Genomic DNA, 20,648 nt, shown 5'->3' on the forward strand with positions numbered 1-20,648 from the left:
TGCTTATTGTTGCCAAAGATGGGCAATTCGCTATAAGAAATAGTGCCCTTGTGTATTGTTCTTTTGGTCTTGGATTGCGAGTGAAAGAAATCGCCTCTCTCACTATTGCAGATGTAGCCGATTACAACTATCAATTACTCGAAGAGATTTGTTTGAAGCGTTCAATGACCAAAGGTGAAAAGCAACGTTACGCTTATCTTGCCAATGAGAAAATCCGCAAAGCACTCCAATCTCATCTCGATACATTGAAACATGTTGCACGAGACAAACCCTTATTTCAGACCCAACGTAAAAGTCGCTTTACGCCTAATAGTTTGCAAAAATGGTTCAAATCACTCTATGATAAGGCAGGAATCATTGGGGCAAGCTCCCATTCTGGTCGACGTACTTTCATTACCCGTTTAATTGAACAAGGCGCAGATATTAAAGCTGTCTCTCGTCTTGCGGGTCATGCCAACATTGTTACTACCGCAATTTATGTTGAAGATAATCCTGATCGCCTAAAACGCATTGCTAATTTGGCTATTTTCTAAATAATACCATGGGTTACCGTTTGCCTTGGCTGATCTTCCCTTTTAATATCGAATCCATCTATATTTAATGATTATTTAATATACAGACTTATTATAAACGCGTTTTAATAGCGCTTAATGAAACGACGTTTTTTATGTAACCAAAACCATTGGTTATAGTAAAAAAACCGCTTAAAACTAAAATATGGAAGTTAATTTTTTTACTTAGGTGAATAAAAATTGCACCTAAGTGATGCTTTGCTAAACTCTGTTCACTTAAACAAGAAATCATTCAAACAAGGTCACTTTAATAATTGCTTTTATCTATTTCTCTTTTCTAGCACCTGCTTAATTCTATTTATTTTTTTTAGATAAATCTTCTAACAAAATTTTTCCCTTTTGGGACAAGCGATATTTTTGCAATCTACTTTTAGGTTTATCTGGGATAGTGCGTTCGATTAACTCATCCCTAAGCAATTGATCAAGATAATTACGTTGAAAAGTTTCTCGATGCCTGATTCCTGCTACCTCTTGTAGCTCTATACTTTTCAGCTCACCTTTTAACTGACATGCTCTGAGCACTCGCTCAATCCATGGATCGACTTGTCCGGTAACTTGTCCGGTAACTTGTCCGGTAACTTGTCCGGTAACTTGTCCGGTCGTCGATGATAATTTACGCCAAATGGTTGTCTTGAATCCGTCTGAGATAGAAAATTCAGGCTCTGGCAGTCCAACCTCACGGCAACGACGGATCATATCGCCTGTACCAGTACCCATGCGCTCAATATATTTCGTTAGATACAAAGGTTCAGCAAGTAAAGGGTTCCTAGGAACAGAACCATGTGGATGACGTAATTTTTCTAAGGTTAATGAGGGAGGGAGTCCCCCTGGATTCCAAATTTCTAATCGATCTGCAAACAGCATAACCTGTACACTTCCATTACTATCGTAGTCACGATGAGCAACAGCATTCACAATCGCTTCTGCAACAACTTCCTGGGGAATTTCATAGGCAACAGGCACCTCCGCCCCTCCCTCCCTAGTTCCCACCCAAAGATTAATTTTGGACATTACAAAATCAATCGATTGATCGACCACTGAAAATAAGGTGCCTTTGTATACTTGATATGAGGGAATCGGTTTGGCTACTTCGGTGCCATGAAAATGAGCACATTTTACCTCGGATGACATAACAAACCGTTGTGGCTGTTTTCCAAAAAGTAACATTGCTGCATTTGTAGGTGTATCATCATCCAGCAAGTTCAAATGAGACAATAATTCAAAAGAGCTTGCATCGATAGACAATGGAAATCCACGCCCGCGTTTTGCTCGGCGTAAAAAAGTTGTTATTCCCTCTTCATCTAAGTCTAATAATGTTGCCCCTCTGCAAGGAGCAGCATCAAAAGGGCTATTTCTAATTAATTTTCGTTCTTCTAAATCATGTACTAGGGCAGCATAAACACCAGAAATAAGCTCGGCAATAGATTGATAACGCCTTCTGATTAACTCAGTTCCGACACGAGTAATAAGAACTTTCATTTTAGGGTGACGTTTACTTTCTTCATTGCCTTTTATGAAAATTAACCGGGTCTTATGCTCCTCGGAAGCCAGATTGTATTCTTCCTCAGTAGGAGAAATACCTTTTGCATTTTCATAGCCATAATCATAGCCAAAAAGGCCAATATAGATATCAGAAGCACGTACTTGCTCCAGATAAACTTGATCTGCTCTTTTATCATGGGCAGGCAATTCTTCGAATAAAAATGGATCAAAAAAACGACGCATTAATGGATCATTTTTTAACCAGTGGCATAACTCTAGACGATCTTCTTTAAATTCTTGTTGTACACTACTGATAAAAATACGCAATGGTCTCATCATTAATCCAAAAATTAAACACGCTCTTTTTTCTCATTAACAGGCTTAATTATCTTATAACCCACGAATATCACACAACGTTATCAACAGATTTTGTGGATAACTATTCTCTTTCGCTCATTAGATTAATCAACCAATCAACCTCGCTAGCAGAATTCACCTCAATAATCACTTTTCCTTTACCCTCGGCATTTACTTTTACAGAAACATTAGTTGTAAATTGTTGAGATAGATACCTACTCCACTCCTCACACTTGTCATGCGATGTAGTTAACGAAGAAGTCTTGTTATATTCTTCATTCCCTGATGACTTCAATCGGTTTGCTAGGGCTTCCGTGTCACGCACATTCAGCTGTTTTTCAATGACAGTACATGCAATCTGATATTGATGTTCTGGTGAAAGCTTCAAAAGCGATCGAGCATGTCCCATATCAATCTTACCCTCGTTTAACATCCCTATTACTCTAGAATCCAAAGTTAGTAAGCGAAGCGTATTAGTAACCGAAACCCTAGAGCGCCCTATCATTTGCGCTATGTCCTCATGAGTCATTTCAAACTCTTCACGAAAACGGTTTAATGCTAAAGCTTCTTCAATTGGGTTAAGATTTTCACGTTGAATATTTTCAATCAGTGAAAATGCAAGAGCCACATTGTCATCAACATTTCTAATAATAACAGGCACATAAGTTAATCCTGCTTTTTTTGCTGCTCGCCAACGTCTCTCACCAGCAATTATTTCATAATGTTCTTCTGCAATCTTTCTAACAATAAGTGGCTGGATAATCCCTTGGACTTTGATGGAGTTTGCAAGTTCATCTAAAATAGATTCATCAAATTGTTTTCTAGGCTGATATTTCCCAGAACTTAATAACTCAACGGCCAAATGCGTTATTGATTCACGAGATTTGGTTTCTCCATCCTGGAATGAATTGTCTAAGGCTCGAAGCAACTTCAATCCCCTCAATTCTAAATTTGACACGAGTGTCTCTCCTTAATTATCCCTGCAAACGTCGCACCTTACCTGTAAACGTCGCACCATCAGTTATTTTTCTTATTTTTACTTCCCGAAAACGTCTCACCCTATCCTGTAAATGCCACAGCCATCCCTGCAAACGTCCCTGAAAATTCCCGTAAATGTCCCACGAACTCTCTTACAACCCTTAAGCACATTGACACATTGAACTTCTAAACAACATATTAAAAGATCTTAAAAAATTAAAACACGTTGTGTTTCTATAGTAAATAGAAAAATTCATAAAAATCTTGTTTTTTCATAAAAACAGGGGTAAATTATAAAAACAGTGAAATTTTGTTTATTAGACAAAAGGAAATTATGCTAAATCCTCAAATTATTACTTACGGCACAGATAATCCAGAACAACTAATGGATAAATTTTATCAAGCCGGGAATGATATGTTATTGGCACTCAGGAACTACGTCATTAATCCTGAAAAAAGAAAAAAACCAAGAACATGGGGTGCTATTGAAGCAGCAAAAATGGTTAAAATTTCAGATCCCACATTTCGAAAGCTATTGGAGTCACATGATGATATCCCAGGAATAGTAATAGAAACACAGGAAAATGGAAGAAACGTAAAAAAGTACACTTTAGCTGCTATAAATTCTCTAAGAGACAAAGCCGGAACTCGCTATATACGACCCAAAGGTTCCAAATGTTTAACCATTGCCGTTTCTAATTTAAAGGGTGGCGTTGGAAAAACAGAAACAACTGTTGATTTAGGTAAAAAAATTGCTATTGAAGGATTAAGAGTTTTATTACTAGATTTTGATGCACAAGGCACTGCAACTTTAATTAGCTCTGGATTGATACCAGATTTAGAGTTAAAGTATGAAGACACTATCACAAATGTGCTTATTTCTAACCCAAGTAACATTAAAGACGTTATTTTAAAAACACATTTTGATGGTTTAGATATTATTCCTGCAAATTTGGCGATACAAGACTGTGATCTAATTTTACCTAATGAAACAGCAAACAATCAAGACAGACTTGGATCTCCAGTTATTAGATTAGCTGAATCTTTGAAAATTATTAAAAATCAATACGATGTTATCCTAATTGACTGCGGTCCAAATCTCGGACTACTTACTTTAAATGCCATTATTGCTTGCGATGGAATTATTATTCCTATCCCTCCATCTATGAATGATTATTCTAGTTTCATCATGTATACCGCTACATTAAGAAACATGTTTAAAGAGCTACCTTCTAAAAAATTAGAATATCTTCGAATTTTGATTTCAAAACATACCGGTAGTAATGAGGCTTTACAAATGGAAAACATGATGCGCGAACAATTTGGACGTTATATCTTAACAAATCATATGTGTGAAACTGTAGAAGTTCCTAAGGCAGCTAATGAAATTGGGACTATTTATGACATTTCTAAACCTCGAGGAAGTAGAGAAGCTTATAGACGTGCTTTACAACATCTGGATGATGTTAATTTAGAAATTATTAATAACTTCAAAGATATTTGGGATAAACAAGCAACTTCTTCGATTATGGGTGATGATAATAATGGATAACAGTAGAAAAAATGTTCACAATTCTGGTCCGTTAGGCATGTTACTGCGAAATGGGCAAATTAATAAACTTGAAACTTCGAACGAAGTTTCTTCTAATCAAACATCATCTAAAACATCCTCCTATTTTAAAACACAATCTGGAATTGAGTTTTCAGAGCAAGAGCTGATTTATATTGATCCTGCTGAATGTGAACCATGGTTCTATGCTAACCGTCACGAAAATGAAATGGGGGATATTCAAGGACTTGTTGACTCAATTAAAACACATAAACAATTGCAGCCTGCTTTAGTTAGACTTCACCCTACCCCACATGGGAAAATTAAATATGAGGTGATTTTCGGTAGAAGACGACACATTGCTTGTTTGCAACTTGGAATTCCTTTTTTAGTCATAAAAAAGGACATTCCTAATATTCAAGATGCTGTAGCATCGCAAGATGCAGAAAATAAGTTACGAAATGATGTTAGTAACTATTCTAATGCCCTGTTGTATAAACGTTTATTAGAAGATGGGGTATTTAAAACCGAGAAAGAACTTGCAGATAAGTTAAATATGTCTACCTCAACTTTTAATGATTTAATGGCTTACTCAAAAATTCCTGATGAAATAATAGGTAAAATTCCAAATGTTCATATTTTATCAAAACAGTTGGCAGTTTCTATAGTTCAAATATTAAATAAATCAAAAAACAATCATAAAATAATGTTATCTATTGCTCATCAGATAGGGAAAACAATAAATTCTCATGCTAAGCTTGAGCGAATATTTGAATCAAATAACACGAACTCTCAATCTTCAATACGCCCAAAAAACTCCACGGATGCTAAGTTTTATGTGTCTCAAAAAGGTAAGAAATTATTTACTTTTAAACGTGATTCACGAGGCTTGCCTTCGATTGTTCTTAATAAAGAAATCTCTGAATTAATAGATTTAGAATCTATGTGTTCTCATATGTTTGAATATTTAGAAAAAGAAATGGAATCCGGATATCCGGATTGACATTTAATCCGGATATCCGGATTTTATCGTTAGGGAGAACTGTGTGAAAAACGCAGCAATGAATAATAAAAATCTCGAATTAAAGAAACATGTTAATGCGATACATTGCTCTAATAATCTGTCATTAGTTCAACGTAAACTATTCAATGCTTTGCTCTTTAATGCTTATCCAGATCTTCCATACAAACAACAATTTGAAATCAAAGGAAAAGATTTATATCAACTGATTGGTTACAATAGCAAAGATACTGCAAAGCTCAAAGAAGCCTTGCTCGGATTAATAACAATAGCTATTGAGTGGAACGTTATTGATTGTTCCACTGGACAAGAAAAAAAATGGAAGGCTAGTTCAATATTGGCATCTGCTGAACTTTCAAATGGCGTTTGTGTTTATGAATACAGTCAGGTAATGAAAGATCTTATGTATCAACCTGAGATTTATGGTCAAATAAACATTGATCTGATTTCAAAATTCAAATCAGGTTATGGTTTGGCGCTTTATGAGAACTGTGTTCGTTACAAAGGACTTGCGCAAACACCATGGTTTCCATTAGATATCTTTAGAAAACTAATGGGTGTGTTTGATGGGAAATATCCAGTATTTAAAGACTTTAAGAAAAGGGTTCTAGATGTTGGAGTGAATGAAGTAAATGCAGTTTCACCCATTCGCATTTTTCCTGAGATAGAGCGAGTTAATCAAAAAGTAGTGAGAATACGATTTAAGCTAGAAAAAAATGTTGATGAATCTCCTATTTCCTTAAATGACTTATCGATTGACGAAGAATTAAAACAACTTCTGATTAATACATTTGGGTTTTCAACGCAAATGATTGATGAGACATATGCAAAATATGATAACGAATATATACGAGAGAAAGTAGAGATCATCACTCAATCAGAAAATTTTATTGCGGGAAAGATTAGAGGACTTGCTGGATATTTGATTGAAGCACTTAAGAAAGATTATAAGCATAGTAAATCAAGCAAAGCAGTAATCAATCAGCGTCGCAAGATCTCTGAAGAGAAGGAAAAAGAAAAGAAAGAAAAACAAGACGCACAAACTGAACGTTACAGGCAATATGTTAATAAAAAAATAAATAACTACCTTACAAATTTAACAGAAGATCAAAAAAGCGACTTAATTAGTGACTTTGAGAATTATATAAAAACTCAAAGTAGTATTCTCAAAAACTGGTATCAAAAACATAGGTTAGAGCACCCTGCAACCAAAGGATGTTTTCATGGTTTTATAAGAGAGAATAAACAAAATGCAGTGGGAAACATTATATCTATGGAAGATTATATTGAATTAATTGAATAAAATTAGAAAGATTAATTTTAAAGATGGGACATTTACGGGGAACTTGCTAATTTTAAGGTGGGACGTTTGCAGGGTGTGATAACGCCACTAAAAAAGTGAAGAAATATCGTTTTAAAGTAGCAATAAATTTAATAAGGAAATGAAATGCAAGTTGTAAGAAGTGATAAGAAAGGAATAGCATATTTACACTGGTTAAACGCAGTAACTACATTTAGTTTTGCAATTTTATTTTCATCATTATCCCTTTATTTGACAAAGAATATTGGTTTATCTCAAATGCAATCGAATGGAGTGGTTGGTTTTTTTCTTGCATCGAATTTTATTTTACATTTTTTAGCTGGATACATTGGAGATAGATTTTTAAGCAATCGCTTGTTATTTGCCATTTCAACTCTAGTACAATCTTTAGGACTAATAGTTCTTAATTTTTATGAATCGTATGTTTATCTGGGGTTAAGCTTGTTTCTTATTGGCTGCGGATTAGGATCAACATGCATTAACTGCCTTATCACTCAACAATTTACTACAAATGAAAATGAACTAAGAGAAAAAGCATTTTTTTATAATTACAGCGCGATGAATATAGGTTTTCTCTCTGGATACGTTATAAGTGGGTTTATCGATATTAACGATAGATATGATCGTTTATTTGAACTAAGTAATCTAATTAATTTAATAACAGTATTTTTCATAATTAAATCGTGGAGGTATTTCGCAAAAGATAAGTTAAGTCTAAGAGAGGAAATAAAGAAGGGGCAGCTAGGGCTAGTATTTATCATATTAATCATCCCTATGCTTTTAGCTGGGTTTTATTTTTCTTGGTTAGCAAATAGCCTCATCGTCTTTATCGGTGCAGCTGCTTTGTTATATGTCACCATGCTTGGACGTCGCTTAAGTACGATTAATGCACGTAAAAAGATTTATTCATTTGTATTTTTAACCGGAAGTTCAATTGTATTCTGGATGCTTTATTTTGTGGGACCGATGGGAGTTACTCAATTTTTGAAATACAATGTGAATATCTCCATTGGTTCTTATTATATTCCTCCACAATGGTTAATGAATCTAAACTCAATTTTTGTAATTATTGGTTCACCTATAGTAATCACACTACTTGAGAAATTACGAAAGAAACAGATCTTCATTTCCGTATCAAAACAATTTATGTGTTCCTTACTGTTTATTGCTTTATCGTTTTTAGCATTGACCATAGGTATCATAAGTTGTGATTTTAATGGATTTATTAGTATAAGTTGGATAATTGCGCATTATCTTTTTCAAGCAATAGGGGAGTTGCTTATTGCCCCTGTCGGGTACGCGATGATAGGAAGTCTAGCACCAGAAAAACTACAAGGACTTATGATGGGAATATGGATGATGGCTTCAGGAATCGCGGCTACCATATCCAATTATTTTTCTAATTTAATGACCCAATCTGAATCATTAAATCCTCTGGTTAGTAATGAACACTATTTGAGTGCTTTCACTCAGTTAGGATTTTATGCTATTTCTGGCGCATTCATTCTCTGGTTTTGTTCTAAAACTATTGAGAGCAGTATACAACAACCATCAGTGGAAGCGATCAATGGAATGATATAATCTATTGTAACGATAATTCGGCCTTTATCTTGGATAATTTAGTTTCCTCCTGAGATAGTATTTTAAGAAAATTATCTAAAATACTAGGATTTTTTATCGTTCTGATATCTTTTTTAATGCCATTTATAAGGCTTTGTTGAACTTGAAGTGATTTCTGCAATTCTTTGTTAGTACTTGGTTGATGTGCTAATTCATAAACATTACTTAAACGGCTATTCGTAGCTGTCTCATCCAATCCAGAATAATTGCATTCCTCTATTTTTAATTGTAATCGAGCAGCATTTTCTTCGGCGCTCTTTTCTTTATAGCGCTTTCCCTCTGAAGAGTATTTTTCAAACCCTTTAGGAGTTCTCCAGCGATTTGAGCGAAGAAGTTGAGAAATAATGTTAATTTTGTGTTGGAAAGAGCCAATATTTTGGAATTGCTCTTGGTTGCTTAATGAAAATACAACCTCATCCAAGATCTTTTGTGGTGAGGATAGTTTTACTCCATGCTGCTTTTGAACATTCAACAACATCCCTTTAGCGATATTAAGCTCGCTAAGTGGTAATTTAGTATCTGAATGAGAAATAGTAATATTATTAATTACTCTATTTTTTTCTTTATTAATGGTGTCTGTTGAAACAAGATAATCCATTCTCTCGTTTATATCAATTTTTGCACAAGGTTCTTTTTCTTTTATCTCTTTAGTTGTTTGAGGCTTCTTAGGAATCAATTGTAATCTGCTTTCAAGGCTTTCTGTAAGACTAATAAACGCACAAGGTATGCCATAATATTTAAAGCGTTTGCGAATAATAAAGCCCGCGTCTTCTAAATTTTTTAGATAAATATAGATCCTGCTTTCGCTAAACCCAAGTTCTGAGGCAAGCTCAGGAATTTTTTTAGTAAACCATAACTTATTTTCACGTTTAAAAAGAGTACCTTGATAAAGGAAAATTATTTTGTCTAAAAGGAGCGCTTCTTTTGGGCATTTAGTTAATGAAAGAAGCTTATTAAATCCATGGTAGTAAATCGAATTGTTCATATTACATCCGTGTGAAGATATTACTTTATTAACCCAGAAGTAGCTAACATATAAACTAGCTGAGGCGTGGTTTTACAATTAAAGCTAGTTTTTAAATCACTGAGTCGATAAAGAATGTATCTTTTTGATTTTTTTGTATCTTCTGCAATATCATTTACATGACAGCCATTAACTATCATTTTTATAATTTGATTATCCACTTGGTCGATTGTCATTTAAAGCTCCGTTTCTACATAAAACGTATTCCATGTGACATAATTTATAACTTGAAATGCATTTATGCAATAAAAATAATTGTTTTTAGCAATAAATTTTATTACTTGAAATACAAGTTTGTTGAATGCCCTCAGGTTCTCTTGTATGATTCAGTTAATGAATAGGATGTTATATTGATGCCATATGAGTGAATTATCGTGGGATAAAGTAAAAACGGGTATAGCTGGGATTAACAAACGCCTCTATGAAGTATTGGAGGGCATAGACGGTATTCAAAATATGCTTTTTACTGTACTTGAATATCAGTATGGACAGATCATAGCAGATGAACACCATTTTTATTTACCAAATACTGGTGGCAAATTGTCTTCAGTGCCTTTTTCAATGGTTTTAGAAAAAAATCTTGAAATGTTTATTGAATTTAAAGGGAAATCAAGTACCCACCAGATCTATAAAGAAGGTGATTTTTTAAGCGTTAGTTCGCTATATAATTCTTCAAATACCCATCATCCTACAGATATATTGCAGATATCTTCGGGCGCAAGGAATACATTTTTGCTCTGCCCCGTTGCGGATGCAAGGCCTCATGCTAGTTTAGGAAAGTATTTTAAGGCGGATATCCCAGTTCCAGATGATTTGGGAAATCATTACTTAACCTTCAAAAAATTATGTGATGCGGCTAATTGTAAATGGCGTTCAAAATTATTGGTGTTCCCCTCTGAAATTGTAACCTTAATAAAAGAGAATAAATTACCTACTCTTTTGAGTTTGGTTATGGAGTTTGATTCTAATCAGACAGGATATTATGCAAATCTCCCTTTTTATAATTACTTAATGGCTTATGTTCGGGCAAATAATCCCGAAATCTCTCAAAATGAATTCACTAATAATGCTATTAGCCAATTAATTACTATAGGCACAGGACAAGTTCCTGGTTACGGGTTAGCTGTTAATGATGACTTGTTGCCTTTGGATTTTATTGTTGAGGTATATCGCGACATATATAAATCGAAATATACTCCTTTTGTTATGGAGCCTGTTCATTTTGATAAAAATGAAAATCATCCTGTTTTTTATTCAATACTAAAAGAAGAGATGGCATTCAAACCAACCTCTTTTTCAAATAAACCACAGCGTTGTGAATTAATATACGATACTTATTTACAATATGCGCAACATATAAATAAATTAGGTCATTTCAGGAGTACTCCTTTTTTTGAAAGCGCAACAAATCTAGAGCTTACCCTTTTTCATGAAAAGAACAACCAAGTGACAAATAGCCTATTTAAGCTGCCTAGAGAGACAATTTTTTCTTACGATCCTCGTTTTGTGGAAGTAACAAATAAGCTTGGTTACTCATTAGCTCAGTTTCCTTCGAAAACAACATTTTTAGTGGGATGTTTTGGTATTAAATACAATGAAAATAAAGAAACTGTTATGCATTGACCCTCTTCAGGATTATGAACTAATTGATTGTGATCTACTTCTTCAATTAGGAATTTCTCCAGTTTTTTTAATTAAAGATGAATCTAAGTTTGTTAAGGACAGAGAAAATGTATTGGTAATCTCATTTGCATTTGAAGATTTACTCGCTATTTGTGATTCGATTTGTCCTGATTATATAGTCTGTTTCTCGGAAGATATGTTTGTTGATGTAGCAAAAATCAGAGAAAAACTAAATATTGCAGGTATGAGCTTAAATACATCGATGCTATTAAGTCATAAAAATCTTATGTATCAAAAATTGGATGGTTTATTTTCATATCCTAAAACAACTACCTTGATTGAATCTTCAAATCTAAAATCAATCAAAGAAAAGATAGGCGCCCAAGAAGTTTTTATTAAGCCTATTAATTCCTCTGGATCCTATGAGACATATCATATTAAAACTGAGGAGGATTTTTGTAACTTTTTAACCACTAGAAAAGAAAGTGACGAAAATTATATCGCTCAAGCTTATGTAGCAGATGACTTATATCATTCAGAATTGGCGGTATTTGATGGGAATATATTATTTGTTGAAGCCAGGAAGTACACTCATCCAAATCATTTAATGGTCAGTAAAAATTTACCTATATTTAGTGTGAATATATTAAATGCACATCAGCGACAATTAATTTTGGATGCTTCTATTAAAGTGTCTCAGTTATTAGAATTCAATAATGGAGTACTTCACACTGAGTTTTTCATGAGTGGGGAGGGTTATATTCAATTTATCGAAACCAATGCTAGACCTCCAGGTATTGGTCTAAATAAGTTATATCAGAAGAAATATTCCGTAAGTCTTGAAACAATTTTATGTTGCATTGTTTGTAAAGTTGAGCCTCCTCGATTGGTAAAAAATAAGAGCCATTACGTTTGTGGTTATTTTCCTAGAAAGAACGGCATTATAAAAAGAATTAATAAGCCTGAACTTTCTGTACAAAATGAGTGGACACTATTTGTTAGTCCTGATGATACAAGTGAGCAAATGGCACATATGTCTAAGTCAGCAATGGTGCTTTGTTGGGATGACTCTATTACTGAAATAAACAAAACAGGGGACTTTCTTGCAGAGCAGGATATTGTAGAAATATATTAATTCTAAAAATCGATTATAGCCTCATTTTGGCTGCTGATGAGTTTTTAGTAAGGTCTTTAAACAGTTGTTCGTTCATATTTTCGTCACAATTGTTAAAAATATAAGTAAATTATATATGTCGTTTATACAAAAATCTACGGGTTATAAGAATGCATGAGTATCAATTAATAGAGTTTAATTCAGATAGAAAAAAAATCCAATTGGTTTCCAATAAATCAAATTTGCAACAAGTACTAGCAGAGTTTTATAAAGAAAATCTTGAAAAGATGTTTGACGAAAATGGTTGTTCAAAGGGATACATTTCCGTTTTTGTTAACTCAGAACAGATATCATCCATTAAAGAGATTATTCTTAGTCCTAATGATGAGGTATGTATTGTAAGTTCTATTTCAGGAGGATAGTAGAGTGGATAGATACATACGCCAAATTTCTGTTATTGGAGAGCAGGGTCAAAAAGTAATAAATAACGCAACGATTATGATCGTTGGACTTGGCGGGATAGGCAGTCCAGTAGCTCAATACCTTGCCGCAGCTGGTGTTGGAAAGTTAATTGTTGTCGATGATGATAAAGTAGAACTTTCTAATTTGCATAGACAGATTTTATTCAATGAATCCGATATAGGACTCTACAAGGCAGAAAAGGCGAGGGATGTTTTAAGTAAAGTTAATAAAAATGTAGTTATAGAGGCGTACACTAACAGATTTGATGTGGATTTTGGTTATTCCTTAGTATCCGATATCGACTTGATCATCGACGGAACAGATAATTTTGAAACAAGATATATTATTAACGATATTTGCGTTTTAAAGAGGAAAGTATTTATCAGCTGTAGTATTTTGGTCAATATCATTCAACTTGCTTTATTTGATACAAAGCAGCTTTGTTATCGTTGTCTATATCCTAATCCACCACCTGTAGGAGTAATACCTAATTGTTCTGACGCGGGTGTGTTAGGCACCGTGACAGGAATGGCTGGAACTATGGCTGCTAATCTTGCGTTAAATTATTTACTTAAGATAGAAAATGAGAAAGTACCACAGATACGAATAATAGATGCAAAAAATTTCAACATTTCTTCCATGCCAATAAAGCAAAATAATAACTGTTTTGCATGTAAACAAAGAAAAATAAGCTTAAGTTATCTGCAAAATCAAAACGCTGATTATGGAATTTCCTTGGAGCAACTTGATAGAACCAAACATTTTCTGGTTGATATAAGGCAAAAAGAAGAACGGGCGATTGTTAAGTTAGATGATGATTTATTTTTTCCTATTAAAGAGAATACTGATTATTCATTTTTCTTATCCTATAAAGCTAAAAAGTTGGTATTTTATTGCACATCAGGGTATCGAAGTAAATTGTTTGTATCAAAACTTAGAACCTTAGGCGTTGAGGCGTATTATCTTAATGAAAGGCTTTCTAAATGATTTTTGAGTATACAGAAACGTCTTTTAGAGCTCGCAATTACGGCGAAACATTAAGCATATTAACTCTTTTCAAGAAACTTGCAGGGATTACACGATTAGCCGATTTAACTCATTTAGATTACACAGAGCTACCTGTCTATACTGCAATCAGGCCTAGAGCAAAATCATTAACCACAAGTCAAGGAAAAGGATTAACCAAAGAGGCTGCTCAGTGTTCGGCATTGATGGAGTCCATTGAAGTATATTTTGCTGAAGAATTAGTCCCCCAAGTACCTAATAAATCAGAGCTTGAGTTAGCTCAAGACAAAACTATTTTTATACCAATAAACCATCTTTCAAAGTCTGTACATTTTAGTGATTCATCACAGCCAATGAATTGGGTACAAGCTGAATTAGTGTTTGCAGAAAAATCCATTCTCGTGCCTTTTGCTGAGTATTCACTAAATTCTTATTTGCCGGAAGTGTTGATTTACTCTTCTGATACAACTGGACTTGCGGGGGGAAATAATTATAAAGAGGCTCTTTTACATGGAATTTTAGAGGTAATAGAACGACAAAACGCCCAGATGATATCTGGAATTGATATTGTTAATAGCAATATGGTTAAAAATATATCAAAAAAATTTGCTTGTCATATTTACTTTCATGAAAATATTTATGAAATTCCTTCGTTTGAGGTATTGATTAAATCTAAAAATCCTTTTGAAAATCAAGTTCTATTTAAAGGCGGTGGATGTCATCTCAATAAACAAATAGCTTTAAATCGTGCATTAACTGAGGCTATTCAATCGCGAGTAACTACAATTGCAGGCTCTCGAGATGACTTGATTCATACTAAGTATGATTTTAAAACTTCTGAGTTTCCTGTCGTCATAGATAAAAGGGATTTTTCTGAATTGCCTAATTATTCGGTAGAGACGATAGAAGATGCCCTTTCGACGCTGTTTGAAAAGATTAAGGCTAAGAATCAGGAAATTTTAGTTTATAAATACTATGACAAAGAAATATGCATTTTAAAAGTCAAACTAATTTCTATGGATTTGATAAGCCATGCATGAAACCGTTGTTTTTTTAGAAACTTCGTTAACCCATCAAGAGGCAATGCTTCTATTTCCCGATGCGAAGTATTCACCCTCAATCAAAAAGGGTGATGTGATCAAAGCAATAAAAGAAGGGTATAAACGGATTGTTATCATCGATGGAAATTTTTCCTGGGTTTCTTCAGTGTGGCATAAAGAAATATTAACGGCATTAGACTACGGTATTGAGGTTTGGGGTGCTGCGTCAATGGGTGCCTTGAGGGCGGCGGAGCTGGATAATTTTGGCATGAAGGGGCATGGGCGTATTTACGAGATGTATAAGAATGAAGAAATTGATGGTGATGATGAGGTGGCCATTGTTTATTCTAGATACAATAACGCTCAAACCATTCCCTTAATCAATATTCGTCTAGTTCTGGAACGACTAAATATTATCAATAAAGAAGAGGTTTTAAATTCAATACGGTCCATTTTTTATACTGAAAGAACATGGGAGAAAATTGCCCAAAATGTTCCAGATGAACTTTATGATTCGATTAAGTCTAATTATATAGATGCAAAAAAAGAGGATGCGAAGTCACTATTGCTTTATTTAAACCAACAACACATTCTTTCTGCGGTTTCTAATTTAAATAGAAAAAAAAGAGAGTTTACCCTTTTTGAAAAAAAATTAATTGAGTCTACCTTGTCTCCTGTTTGGTTCCGTGCTCCGCTGCATGAGCAAAAAGAAGGTTTGGCTTCTCTACAGAGAGCGGAAAATATTCTTAAATTACTATCAATCCCTGAAACAGAAAAGAATAGGCTCCATTCTCAACACTTACTGTATCTTCTTGATCAACAAACGTACAAAATTACAGAATACGAGCTTATATATCAAGTCGAACAATTTAGAGAAGAGCATAACTTGTTAAAAGGAGAGGATTTTTTTAACTGGTTGAAGGACCTGGGATTGCATGAGTCTAACCTAGAACAACTCTTTAACGACTATGTAAAATTGATGAAATATTTGATAATTACCTACGATTTCAATAGTTATTTTAATTAGCCTATTCATTCTAAAAAAATTTTCATTTTTTTCTTATCCTTGCACCTAGGTGAATGCACCTTCATTTAAATGATGGTTCAATAACCTTATCACTTATCAAAATAATCCATTATGAATGTAGAACAAGAAGTATTTGATATTTTAGAGAGTTGTATTTCCTGTTTGCAGCAGGCAGCTCTAAACATAGGTGGCTTTGATTTTGATAAACATGCACAAGCAGCGATATATGCTTATTCATTATTAAGAAGGCAGCAGTTGTTTTTAATGTATCCGATAGAGAATGAAACAGTGCATTAACTGATAAAAATAAGCCAATGAAGAGGAGTACTTTATGAACGCAATTAAAACAATCATGCTATCGATGATCCTCATGGTCGTAAGTGGAGTTATTTATGCAAAGCCCGCAATACTGCCTGAAAATAACGTTAAGCTCAATCAGATACTTACAGTCGATGCACCAATGAATGAGGAGCAAGATGTCGAATATTTTAAGCACGTTCTGACTAGTGGAGGACTTTATGCATTTGTCTTAGCCCTGAATACCGAGGTTCCTGACGTAGCTAAATCAGTTGAGTATGTGGCTTTGTTCAAAAAACTGGATTCTGCAAATCACCTACTGACGCAAATTTTAGTTGAACTGAAAAAGAACAACCACCTGTTAAGTCAAAGTATGCTCGATAAAGGAGTAACCATGAATGGATAAACGCTCTTTTTAAAACCACCAAAACACAATTCATTAAATAAAAAGAATAAAAAATGAGCACAAATTGGGGCTCAGGGGATTTTTTTAACCAAAAAAGGAGAATGTGATGAACTATAGAACAGCAATTAACGATTTGAGCCTTAAAGGATATCTCTATGCCAGGCAGCTGCTTCCTTTTTTAATGATTGGTTTGGCGCTGTTGTGTTTGATGCCTGACTCTTGTTTTGCTGCTGAGAATCGGCTTTCTGGATTAAAAGAGGAAGTAAAGGCAACCTTTGGAGCGGATTCAGATCTCCCTTATTTTCTTTTGTTAGCAGAAGGGCTTGCGGGGGCTTATGCCTACATCAAAACCAAAAATATCGCAGTCCTTGCGGGTGTTCCTGTATTGATGGTGTTTACTCACTGGGCATTGAAATAATGGCTCGCAACTACCAAACCTTTATGCTCTCTGATGAGCCAAAAATTGCGGGTATTCCGATTACCACAGGCCTGCCCATTTTTTTACTCACGGGAATTGGGCTTTTAACAGGACTTGCCTATCAGCTTTTTATGATAGGCGCAGCCCTAAGCGTTGCGATGCATATCAAGTATGGCGGACTGCCTCTGCGGAGTCTGTTTGCCATCGTATACTGGTCGCTGCCTCACAGGTTAACGTCCCTTTTATTTCGAGCTTTGCCCGATTCTGCCAACCGAATTTATATCAGGTGATTTAATGGATACTTCATTTCGTGATAATGCGATTGCAAAAAACAGACTGTTATTCAAGTTGACTCTGATTTGGGCGCTATCGAGTACGTTTGCAGTTATTGTTCTTTGCGCCTTAAATTTTTATACCCTACTGCATAAGCAGGTTCACTGGCTTCCAGTGTGTACTGGTTCTGAGTTTAGCATTGGTGATAAAGGCTATTCACCGGAGTACCTGAAAGAAATGACGCAGAAAGCTGCTGACTTACGCCTGACCTACAACCCTGAGACCATTGATGCACGCTACACCATGCTGTCTCATCTGATTCCAGCGAAATACCAGGAATCGTTTTCCAAACTATTGGATGCCGAGCGAAAAACAGTACATGAAAAAAATGTAAGCTCCGTTTTTTATGCTGAAAAAGTATCCGTGGATGTCTCTAAAAATCAAGGTCGAATCGAAGGGCAATTGTATCGCACAAGCCATGGGCTTCAATTAAAGCCACAACACAAAATGTATCGAGTGCAGTTTTCACATCAATCAGGCCTTTTAAATCTTGTGTCCATTCAGGAGATGCACCATGACTAACTCAATTTATGAAAAAGCTAAAAAAACCATTCTTCTTATAAGTTGTTTGTGCTCAGGAATTGTTTGTGCAAGCACAGCTCCTTCGGTCATCGCTTTTGAAGAAGGAGAGCAGTTTAATCTGACCTTATCGAGTATTAACTTTAATCGTGTGTTTGTTGAAGGGGAATCGATCACTAAATTAAGTTACCCAGAGCATGCTATTACAGTCGATAAAAGTGAGATGGATAACCCTGAAAGCACGGATTCTTCGGTGTATATAAAGCCCAATTTTCAAGTTCCCATTACCCTGTTCCTAACTACAGATAAAGGACATCACGTATCACTTACCCTGACACCTGATGAATCGGTTGGAAAAACCTTAAGGCTCGTGCCGCGCGCTCAAACAAAATTGAAATTTGTGAAACTGGATACCCCTGATGCCAGTGAAGTAGATGAGGCAATCGCTGCTATGAAAGCAGGGGAGACGCCCAAAGAATTTAATGAGAAACGAATTACCCCACGTTCTTTTTACATTAAAAAGAGCATCAAGGTAACACTGGAAAAGCAATATCAGGGTAAGCGTTTCACAGGCTATGTCTATCGGTTAGAAAATACATCAAATCATGAGCTAGCGCTTACAACAGCCTTATTTGCCCATAAGGACGCAGAATCCCTGTCATTAAGTGATGAAGCGCTCCCACCTAAAAAAATCGCTTATTTATATGGGTTATACAGCAATCAGGGATAAACCAGGAGCTGGTTAAAATGAGTTGGAAGGAGAGTAGGTAATGTTTAAAAAAATAAAACGATGGTTGACGCTAAAACCTCAAAACGCCAATAAACTGGCCAAAAAGGAACAATTGAAGCACGCGGCCATTTTATTACTGGTGGGTGGGGCATCCTATGGATTTTATTGTTACTCATCAGCTGAGAAAAAAAAACCAGTCCAACAGGAAGAAGCTCCGTTCGAGAGTATTTTTGAAAGTACTTTTAATCAGGGCAGTGACGAAGCACTCCTTCTGCAACAGCAACAACAAATTGATTCTTTAAAAGAGTTAGTGGCAGAACATCAAAAAAAACAGCAGGAAGCAGCACCTGTGAATACAGAAAACTCGGAAACAAAAGCCTTGATCCAAGCCATGAAAGAACAGCTTGCACACCTTGAAGAAGAGAATAAAAAAATGAACGAACAATTACAGGTTGCACTGGTTTCTAACCGTCAGGCAAGTCTGGTCACCGTTAGGCCGCCAACTCGTGAAGAAATGGAAGCACAGCAAAAGAAAAAGCATCAGGCAGAGCGCGAACTGCTAGCAAAATCAGGACTTGAAACAGTGCAATTTAACAACCGGAAGAAAAAAAACAAGGAAGTACGTACCTCTAAAAACTATGTTTGGGCGGGAACCTTTGTTGAAGGGGTGTTACTGACTGGGGTTTTAGGTGATGCAGGAATAAACGGCTCAAAAAACATGGGAACTGCTTTAATCCGCCTCACCAGCGGAGGAATCATGCCCAACAACCAGCGTTCTCATCTGGAAGACTGTGTCGCCCTGGTATCCACTTATGGTGATTTATCAGGAAGTTCCGTGGTGATGCATTTAGAAACACTGTCTTGCGCAGGAAACAACATCAATTTTGAACAAAAGGCCTACGGCTCTGTATTTGATTTGGATGCCATGCAGGATTTACGCGGAACATCCATTCTAAAAACAAAGCCGCTCTTAACCTATTCGGCAGCGGCAGGCATGCTGGCAGGATTTGGTGATGGCTTAAAGAATTTAAATACCGCTCAAACAATCAATCCAGGGGCTGGCACCATTACGACCTACGGCCAGGCATCAACCCTTGCTCAATCGGCTGCTGGTGGTGCGCTCAGCAATCCTGCCAATCGTATTTCAGACTATGTAATGCGCATTGCTGATATTTATCATCCACTGGTTGTGGCACGTGCTGGTCGTCGTGTATCCGTTTTATTTACTAAAGGCTTTTGGATAGACAAAGAACATCAGGTGTACGAGTCAGGACGCGCTATCAATGAAGGACATGCCCAAAACGAGTCAGGGGTTACAACCACTGTAAGCCGTGCCTATGAATTAAATACACACCCTGTGAATGGCGCTTCATTGATGCAGTCCACTAATCATGAGCCCATGGTTCAAACCGTTAATCCTGTTGAGAATCCCCTCTTAAATCAACCAGGACAACCCTCTACCCCATTATTTTCAACCGTACAAAATGAGGAGCCACTTCATGATTAAACCTCTATTTTTATTGAGTACCCTTTTCTTAGTGTCGCAGTTATGTGCCTGCTCCAAATCCATCCTGGACAATGAGGATGCCAGATGCCCCTTTGCTGACAGGGGTGGTTGTCAAAGCATGGAAATGGTGAATCGCATGGTACAGGAAAAACGCTACACACCCGATGGTCAATTCGTGCAGCAGGCCAAAAGCCAGGCTCTTTATTCAGGTTACAAGTAGACGCTGATCAGATCACAGGAGAA

The 20,648-nt window shown here is 35.7% G+C and carries 23 protein-coding genes; 19 read left to right on the forward strand and 4 right to left on the reverse strand.

Features of this window, described 5'->3' with window-relative positions; all coding sequences use genetic code 11:
• Positions 1-533, forward strand: a 533-nt coding sequence (locus BGO44_RS17250) for a tyrosine-type recombinase/integrase (RefSeq protein ID WP_286823453.1), incomplete at its 5' end; no start/stop codon positions are given.
• A gap of 333 nt (positions 534-866) precedes the next feature.
• Here BGO44_RS17250 and BGO44_RS17255 read toward each other — a convergent pair.
• Positions 867-2,393, reverse strand: a complete 1,527-nt coding sequence (locus BGO44_RS17255) for a DUF4062 domain-containing protein (RefSeq protein ID WP_273199893.1) — start codon at positions 2,391-2,393, stop codon at positions 867-869.
• 100 nt (positions 2,394-2,493) lie between these two features.
• On the reverse strand, positions 2,494-3,369 hold the full coding sequence (locus tag BGO44_RS17260; RefSeq protein ID WP_273199891.1) for a ParB/RepB/Spo0J family partition protein: 876 nt from the start codon (positions 3,367-3,369) through the stop codon (positions 2,494-2,496).
• Between the two features lie 354 nt (positions 3,370-3,723).
• On the opposite strand from BGO44_RS17260, the gene BGO44_RS17265 reads away from it, so the two are divergent.
• The 4 genes from BGO44_RS17265 to BGO44_RS17280 all read left to right on the forward strand — a co-directional run bounded on the left by BGO44_RS17265 (position 3,724) and on the right by BGO44_RS17280 (position 8,861).
• A complete protein-coding gene (locus BGO44_RS17265; RefSeq protein WP_273199890.1) occupies positions 3,724-4,941 on the forward strand; it encodes an AAA family ATPase in 1,218 nt (405 codons plus the stop codon).
• Positions 4,934-5,941, forward strand: a complete 1,008-nt coding sequence (locus BGO44_RS17270; RefSeq protein ID WP_273199887.1) for a ParB/RepB/Spo0J family partition protein — start codon at positions 4,934-4,936, stop codon at positions 5,939-5,941. Before BGO44_RS17265 ends, BGO44_RS17270 begins: the two co-directional genes overlap by 8 nt.
• 43 nt (positions 5,942-5,984) lie before the next feature.
• Entirely contained in the window at positions 5,985-7,262 is a 1,278-nt protein-coding gene (locus BGO44_RS17275) for a replication initiation protein (RefSeq protein WP_273199885.1), read from the forward strand.
• Positions 7,263-7,406: 144 nt separating this feature from the next.
• Positions 7,407-8,861, forward strand: a complete 1,455-nt coding sequence (locus BGO44_RS17280; RefSeq protein WP_273199884.1) for a peptide MFS transporter — start codon at positions 7,407-7,409, stop codon at positions 8,859-8,861.
• Between the two features lies 1 nt (position 8,862).
• On the opposite strand, the gene BGO44_RS17285 is transcribed toward BGO44_RS17280, so the two are convergent.
• Positions 8,863-9,885, reverse strand: a complete 1,023-nt coding sequence (locus BGO44_RS17285; protein WP_273199882.1) for a helix-turn-helix domain-containing protein — start codon at positions 9,883-9,885, stop codon at positions 8,863-8,865.
• Positions 9,886-9,905: 20 nt separating this feature from the next.
• Positions 9,906-10,100 (reverse strand): hypothetical protein, encoded by a 195-nt coding sequence (locus BGO44_RS17290; protein ID WP_265674819.1) that lies wholly within the window; start codon positions 10,098-10,100, stop codon positions 9,906-9,908.
• A 385-nt stretch (positions 10,101-10,485) separates the two neighbouring features.
• On the opposite strand from BGO44_RS17290, the gene BGO44_RS17295 reads away from it, so the two are divergent.
• From BGO44_RS17295 to BGO44_RS17360, 14 genes are all read left to right on the forward strand, one after another.
• On the forward strand, positions 10,486-11,547 hold the full coding sequence (locus tag BGO44_RS17295) for a hypothetical protein (protein ID WP_286823454.1): 1,062 nt from the start codon (positions 10,486-10,488) through the stop codon (positions 11,545-11,547).
• The gene (locus BGO44_RS17300) at positions 11,519-12,682 is read left to right on the forward strand and encodes an ATP-grasp domain-containing protein (protein WP_273199879.1); all 1,164 of its coding nucleotides are present in this window, start codon (positions 11,519-11,521) and stop codon (positions 12,680-12,682) included. The genes BGO44_RS17295 and BGO44_RS17300 overlap by 29 nt, the downstream gene beginning before the upstream one ends.
• Positions 12,683-12,831: 149 nt before the next feature.
• Positions 12,832-13,083, forward strand: coding sequence for a MoaD/ThiS family protein (locus BGO44_RS17305; RefSeq protein WP_273199877.1), 252 nt, complete (start codon positions 12,832-12,834; stop codon positions 13,081-13,083).
• A 4-nt stretch (positions 13,084-13,087) separates the two neighbouring features.
• Positions 13,088-14,110, forward strand: coding sequence for a HesA/MoeB/ThiF family protein (locus BGO44_RS17310; RefSeq protein ID WP_273199875.1), 1,023 nt, complete (start codon positions 13,088-13,090; stop codon positions 14,108-14,110).
• A complete protein-coding gene (locus BGO44_RS17315) occupies positions 14,107-15,168 on the forward strand; it encodes a YcaO-like family protein (protein ID WP_273199872.1) in 1,062 nt (353 codons plus the stop codon). Before BGO44_RS17310 ends, BGO44_RS17315 begins: the two co-directional genes overlap by 4 nt.
• Positions 15,161-16,195, forward strand: a complete 1,035-nt coding sequence (locus BGO44_RS17320) for a TfuA-like protein (protein WP_273199870.1) — start codon at positions 15,161-15,163, stop codon at positions 16,193-16,195. Before BGO44_RS17315 ends, BGO44_RS17320 begins: the two co-directional genes overlap by 8 nt.
• A gap of 111 nt (positions 16,196-16,306) precedes the next feature.
• On the forward strand, positions 16,307-16,492 hold the full coding sequence (locus BGO44_RS17325; RefSeq protein ID WP_004450445.1) for a hypothetical protein: 186 nt from the start codon (positions 16,307-16,309) through the stop codon (positions 16,490-16,492).
• Between the two features lie 34 nt (positions 16,493-16,526).
• Positions 16,527-16,898, forward strand: coding sequence for a hypothetical protein (locus BGO44_RS17330; RefSeq protein WP_273199864.1), 372 nt, complete (start codon positions 16,527-16,529; stop codon positions 16,896-16,898).
• Positions 16,899-17,004: 106 nt separating this feature from the next.
• Positions 17,005-17,316, forward strand: a complete 312-nt coding sequence (locus BGO44_RS17335; protein ID WP_273199862.1) for a type IV conjugative transfer system pilin TraA — start codon at positions 17,005-17,007, stop codon at positions 17,314-17,316.
• Positions 17,316-17,606 (forward strand): type IV conjugative transfer system protein TraL, encoded by a 291-nt coding sequence (traL, locus tag BGO44_RS17340; RefSeq protein ID WP_273199859.1) that lies wholly within the window; start codon positions 17,316-17,318, stop codon positions 17,604-17,606. The genes BGO44_RS17335 and traL overlap by 1 nt, the downstream gene beginning before the upstream one ends.
• A gap of 4 nt (positions 17,607-17,610) precedes the next feature.
• Positions 17,611-18,171 (forward strand): TraE/TraK family type IV conjugative transfer system protein, encoded by a 561-nt coding sequence (locus BGO44_RS17345; RefSeq protein ID WP_273199856.1) that lies wholly within the window; start codon positions 17,611-17,613, stop codon positions 18,169-18,171.
• Positions 18,164-18,898: a type-F conjugative transfer system secretin TraK gene (gene traK / locus BGO44_RS17350; protein WP_273199853.1), complete on the forward strand. Its 735-nt coding sequence runs from the start codon at positions 18,164-18,166 to the stop codon at positions 18,896-18,898. The genes BGO44_RS17345 and traK overlap by 8 nt, the downstream gene beginning before the upstream one ends.
• A 40-nt stretch (positions 18,899-18,938) precedes the next feature.
• Complete coding sequence (locus tag BGO44_RS17355) at positions 18,939-20,405, forward strand: TraB/VirB10 family protein (RefSeq protein ID WP_273199850.1); 1,467 nt, start codon at positions 18,939-18,941, stop codon at positions 20,403-20,405.
• Complete coding sequence (locus BGO44_RS17360) at positions 20,398-20,625, forward strand: type IV conjugative transfer system protein TraV (protein WP_273199847.1); 228 nt, start codon at positions 20,398-20,400, stop codon at positions 20,623-20,625. The genes BGO44_RS17355 and BGO44_RS17360 overlap by 8 nt, the downstream gene beginning before the upstream one ends.
• Positions 20,626-20,648 lie beyond the last annotated feature (23 nt).

It is taken from the genome of Legionella sp. 39-23, assembly GCF_001897665.1.
Taxonomy (GTDB): Bacteria; Pseudomonadota; Gammaproteobacteria; order Legionellales; family Legionellaceae; genus Legionella; species Legionella steelei.